Here is a 4658-nt window from a genome sequence, read left to right as displayed (position 1 = left end):
TCGGTCGGAGAATCAATTTTGTCCAGAAGCCGCAAATTATTTTCCTCCTCGTTTGTTTTTTGTCATGCTCAGTCCGGTTACCTTTTCCACACTGGCAATCACTCTGCCGGTCATATCAACAATCCGATTTGCTTCGTTAATCGCAATGGTTTTGCCCCAGGCCTTTCCCGTCACAGTAAGCGAAGCAATCAAGGCCAAAATCAACACATTTAAAAGTACCTTCCAGGTACTTAAAACAGAAAATTTAGCGATTAAGCTTAAAATAATGGTCGCGCCCATTGCCCCGCTTAATGTTCCCGTGATATCGCCGACAATATCATTGGCGAAATTGGCGACTTTATCGGCGTGTTTGATTAAATAGACAGACTGCTTGGCACCAAAAATTTTTTTGGCTGCCCGGGCATGGTGAGGCGCTTCATCAGCAGCCGTCACCGCAATACCGATGATATCAAACAGGATTCCGACCGTTATCACAACCATCAGCAATATCCAGGTCAGGCTTACCGGAAAAAACCTTAAAAAAGCCTCTGTTCCGCTTCCCAGAAGTGAAGCAATAAAAAACGTGGCAATAAATACGGTAATAATATAGCGAACACTTTGTTTCTTGCGAACCAAAAGTCTATCCTGCCTTCCTCATCCTATAACCCGTTCTCAAAATAACGACACGAGAATGCGCTGCATTCTGGCGTTACTAAAAGATCAAACCAACTGCGCAGCCTAGAATTGCGCCACCAAACACTTCAAAAGGCGTATGACCGATTAGTTCCTTAAACTTTTCCTCTTGAATATTATAACCCAAAAAATCTGTCGGGTGCTGCCGCATCCATTCCACAAGATAGTTGATAATTCTGGCATGATTTCCGGCTGCGCGCCGGACACCGGCAGCATCATACATGACAATAACAGCCAGCGTAACAGCAATCGCAAACAGAGAAGATTCCCAGCCGTCGGTTTTGCCAATGCTGATGGCCAAGGCACAGACAATCGCTGTATGCGAACTTGGAAATCCGCCGGAACTTGTCAGAAGATCAAAATCCCATTCCTTCTCAATCACAAAATTGATCAGGATCTTTAAGAATTGGGCAAGTATCCAGGCAAAAAGCGAAACCCACATGATATTGTTGTTCAATATCGAAGAGACTGGGTTCATAGCGATGAATCATCCTCTCTCATCCTGATTAATTTTTTCTATCATATGATGTTTCTGTCATTGTTCCCGTCATTCGTCATTTTTATCTAGTACCTTGTAACCCCTAAAATTGTAATATAATGGTGAGCAGATTTCTTTTAAGACAAGGCGGAGGATTGAGCCATACCGAGTGTATGGCGATTGAAGTCCACGGATGGACAAATGTCGCGGATGCCATGGATGGCATAGGAGCGATAAGACAACGCAGTATGAAAAGAAATTGGCCGCCAGGATATATAAGATTTAGGGGTTACATGGTACTAGTTTGTTCTTTCAGCGGTGTAGTCAGCCAGGGATAATAAAAACGCTGCTTTCGGGCCAAAACAAGACAGGGATTCTTTCGCCAGAAAGACCGTTTTTTCCAGTTGCTCCCTGGCCCCCTCAAGCCCCAGCAGCGACGGATAGGTCGGTTTGCCGGATTTTTGGTCCTTACCGGCGGATTTGCCGATGACCGCGCTTTCTCCTACAACATCAAGAATATCGTCTTTGATTTGAAAGGCTAATCCCAAGTATAAAGCATAGCTTGTCAGGATTTCAATCTCCGGTTCCGATCCTCCGCCTAAAATTGCGCCAAGACGCGCTGAAGCCTTCAGAAGAGCGCCGGTCTTTAAATGATGGACCTGCTCGATATCAGCCAGCGTACTGTTTTCCAGGTTTCCAAGCGTATCAAGGCTCTGCCCGCCGACCATGCCCTGCCAGCCGGCGGCTTGGGCAGTCTCTCTAATGACCCTTAATTTTTTCTGAGGCTCTATTGCCGAAGGCTCAGCCAGCAGCTCAAAAGCAAGCGTAAGCAAGGCGTCACCCGCCAAAACGGCTCCGGCTTCTCCGAATACTTTATGGTTCGACAGTTTACCTCTGCGATAATCATCATCATCCATGGCTGGAAGATCGTCATGAATCAGGGAATAGGTATGGATAAGCTCGATCGCGGCAGCTTCTGAGACAATCTCTTCAGACCGTCCGCCGACAAGCTCCGCGCAGGCCAGCGCCAATACGGGCCGAATCCTTTTGCCTCCCCCGACCAGGGAATAGTTCATACTCCTGCCCAGTATATTCCGATCCAGCGGCAAATGATTAAGATATTGTTCAACCATCTCTAAATAGTCATGATAGCGTTCTTTAAACATTTTCTGTCTGTGCTCCTAATCTTGATCGGTTACTACCAGCTCGCCTTTACTATTTTCCAACAGCACTTTGACCTTTGCTTCGGCCGAATCCAGAAGGCCGTTACATTGTTTGATCAGCTTAATTCCTTCCCCAAACAAGTCCAGAGCTTGCTCGAGCTGCACATTGTTCTGATCCAGATCATTAATGATTTGCTCCAGCCTTTCAATCCCTTTATCGAAGGTGAAGGCTTCTTTATCGCTATTCTTTTTCATGGTAATCCTCTCTTGACGTTTGAATCGCTTGACGTTTGAAGTTCTTCTGTATCTGTAACTTCGCAGATTAATGTCCCGTCACTGAGCCGCACGGATAAAGCATCCCCTGCTACGGCCTGTCTTACCGTTTTGATTAATTTCCCCTCGATATCATAGGCTAAAGAATATCCTCTTCCCAGTATATTCAAGGGACTTAATAAGTCAATTTTCGCGCTTAACAACCTAAGTATACCATTCTTTTCTGTCAGAAATCCAGTCATTCCCTCGACAAGACGCGTGGAGAGATAATCCAGATTCTGTCTGGATTGTTCGACACGCCAGCCCGGGCGGGCCAAAGCAGAGTTGGACATCAATTCTTCCACTTGATGCCTTTTGGTTCGCAGAACGCTTTGGATCCTTTGCGTGAGCTTTTCTTCATAATAACGGATACCGTCTTTCAATTCGTTAAGGACCGGAATGACCAATTCTGCAGCAGCTGACGGCGTCGGCGCTCTTAAATCGGCAACAAAATCCGCAATCGTATAATCGACTTCATGACCGACAGCAGAAACGACCGGTATGCTGGAAGCGGCAATGGCTCTTGCCACCTCCTCGGTGTTGAAAGCCCATAGTTCTTCCAGGGAACCACCTCCCCTGCCGACAATCAGCAGGTCAATCTCTCCGTAATGATTGGCTCTCTGAATAGCTCTGACGATTTCTCCCGGTGCTGCCTCACCCTGAACCGCAGAAGGAATAATGATTAAAGAAATCAATGGATTGCGTCTTCGGGCAATATGCAAGATGTCCTTCAGCGCTGCTCCAGTAGAACTGGTGACGATGGCCACCCTCGAAGGAAATCGTGGGATCGGTTTCTTCTTCTCTGCGGCGAACAGTCCTTCGGCAGCCAAGCGGCTCTTTAGCTGTTCAAATGCCAGGTATAAAGCGCCGAGGCCGCTCGGGTAGATTTCTTCCGCATACAGCTGGACGCTGCCGTCTTTTTCATAAAGACGGATACTTCCCCGGATCGACACCTTCATTCCGTTTTGAGGCTGAAAACCGGCTGTCAGATTCCTGGTTTTAAACATTACGGTTTTAATGCCGGCTTCTTTATCTTTCAACGTAAAATACCAGTGACCTGACGGAATATGATCTTTAAAATTGGATATCTCGCCTGTCACCCAGCAATTCCATAAACCATTATGCTTTTTCAGCGCATCATTGATTTCCCGGTTGATTTCCGATACCGTCAGTATTCTTTCGTTCAAATCAGTTTCACCTCATTTAAATACCTTGTCGATCTTAAAAATATGAATATAATGGCGTGTGGATTTTTACAAAGTTCTGGTAATTCGTTATAATAATAGTACTATTATACTTACAAAATATCAAAAACACTAGAACAGCGCACAATTTTGAAGGGAGAAACAGGAATATGGAAATTATGAAAACCGTAGCTGAGCTTATGGCTTTGTCCGCAGTCACCGCACCGAAAGCAAAAGGACAGGATTACATAAATGTAAAGGTCATTACAGAACCATCTGTAATGACTTATCTGGCCGATGAAATGTCGAAGTGCAGCGAGGAAAACGGGAAGAAATTTTTCAACCGTGATGCTGCCAATATACGTAATTCTCAGGCGTTGGTTTTACTGTCTCTGAAGGATGCCAAACATGCCGGCTTAAACTGCGGCGCCTGCGGCCATCCAAACTGCACGATGCTCGAAGCTGTCGCGCAAGGGCCGGAATTTAACGGTCCGCTTTGTCCCTGGCGTCTGATTGACCTGGGTATTGCACTCGGGTCTGCCGTAAAGACAGCCGGAACGCTCAACGCGGATAACCGCATCATGTATTCCGCAGGTGCCGTTGCGAAAAAAATAGGGTTAATTGAGGGGGATATCGCTGTCGCAATCCCGCTGAATGCGAGCAGCAAAAACATCTATTTTGACCGTTAATGTTCTGTTCTTACTTAGTCTTTTTTGTAAAGAATCTTTTGTATTCGTATACTGCTAATAGCTCACAAAACTATTAGCGGTATTTTCTTATCATTTTGGGTTTACGCCATGTACCCTAACCGCTCTTCGGCTATTGCGCCCTCCTTGGCGCGTCGCTCCT

General features: G+C 46.0%; 6 protein-coding genes. 1 reads left to right on the top strand and 5 read right to left on the bottom strand.

What is annotated here, in order from left to right; translation table 11 throughout:
* Nucleotides 1-36: 36 nt before the first annotated feature.
* The 5 genes from NC238_07545 to xseA all read right to left on the bottom strand — a co-directional run bounded on the left by NC238_07545 (nt 37) and on the right by xseA (nt 3812).
* Nucleotides 37-615, bottom strand: a complete 579-nt coding sequence (locus tag NC238_07545; GenBank protein ID MCM1565793.1) for a hypothetical protein — start codon at nt 613-615, stop codon at nt 37-39.
* A gap of 76 nt (nt 616-691) precedes the next feature.
* The gene (locus NC238_07540; protein ID MCM1565792.1) at nt 692-1150 is read right to left on the bottom strand and encodes a divergent PAP2 family protein; all 459 of its coding nucleotides are present in this window, start codon (nt 1148-1150) and stop codon (nt 692-694) included.
* Between the two features lie 299 nt (nt 1151-1449).
* Entirely contained in the window at nt 1450-2316 is an 867-nt protein-coding gene (locus tag NC238_07535) for a polyprenyl synthetase family protein (GenBank protein ID MCM1565791.1), read from the bottom strand.
* 15 nt (nt 2317-2331) lie between these two features.
* The gene (xseB, locus tag NC238_07530; GenBank protein ID MCM1565790.1) at nt 2332-2568 is read right to left on the bottom strand and encodes an exodeoxyribonuclease VII small subunit; all 237 of its coding nucleotides are present in this window, start codon (nt 2566-2568) and stop codon (nt 2332-2334) included.
* Nucleotides 2565-3812, bottom strand: a complete 1248-nt coding sequence (gene xseA / locus NC238_07525; GenBank protein MCM1565789.1) for an exodeoxyribonuclease VII large subunit — start codon at nt 3810-3812, stop codon at nt 2565-2567. The genes xseB and xseA overlap by 4 nt, the downstream gene beginning before the upstream one ends.
* A 167-nt stretch (nt 3813-3979) precedes the next feature.
* On the opposite strand from xseA, the gene NC238_07520 reads away from it, so the two are divergent.
* A complete protein-coding gene (locus NC238_07520; GenBank protein MCM1565788.1) occupies nt 3980-4498 on the top strand; it encodes a DUF2148 domain-containing protein in 519 nt (172 codons plus the stop codon).
* Nucleotides 4499-4658 lie beyond the last annotated feature (160 nt).

Origin of the sequence: Dehalobacter sp., from assembly GCA_023667845.1 — a bacterium.
Classification (GTDB): domain Bacteria; phylum Bacillota; class Desulfitobacteriia; order Desulfitobacteriales; family Syntrophobotulaceae; genus Dehalobacter.
This window is presented reverse-complemented; position numbering and strand designations above follow the sequence as displayed.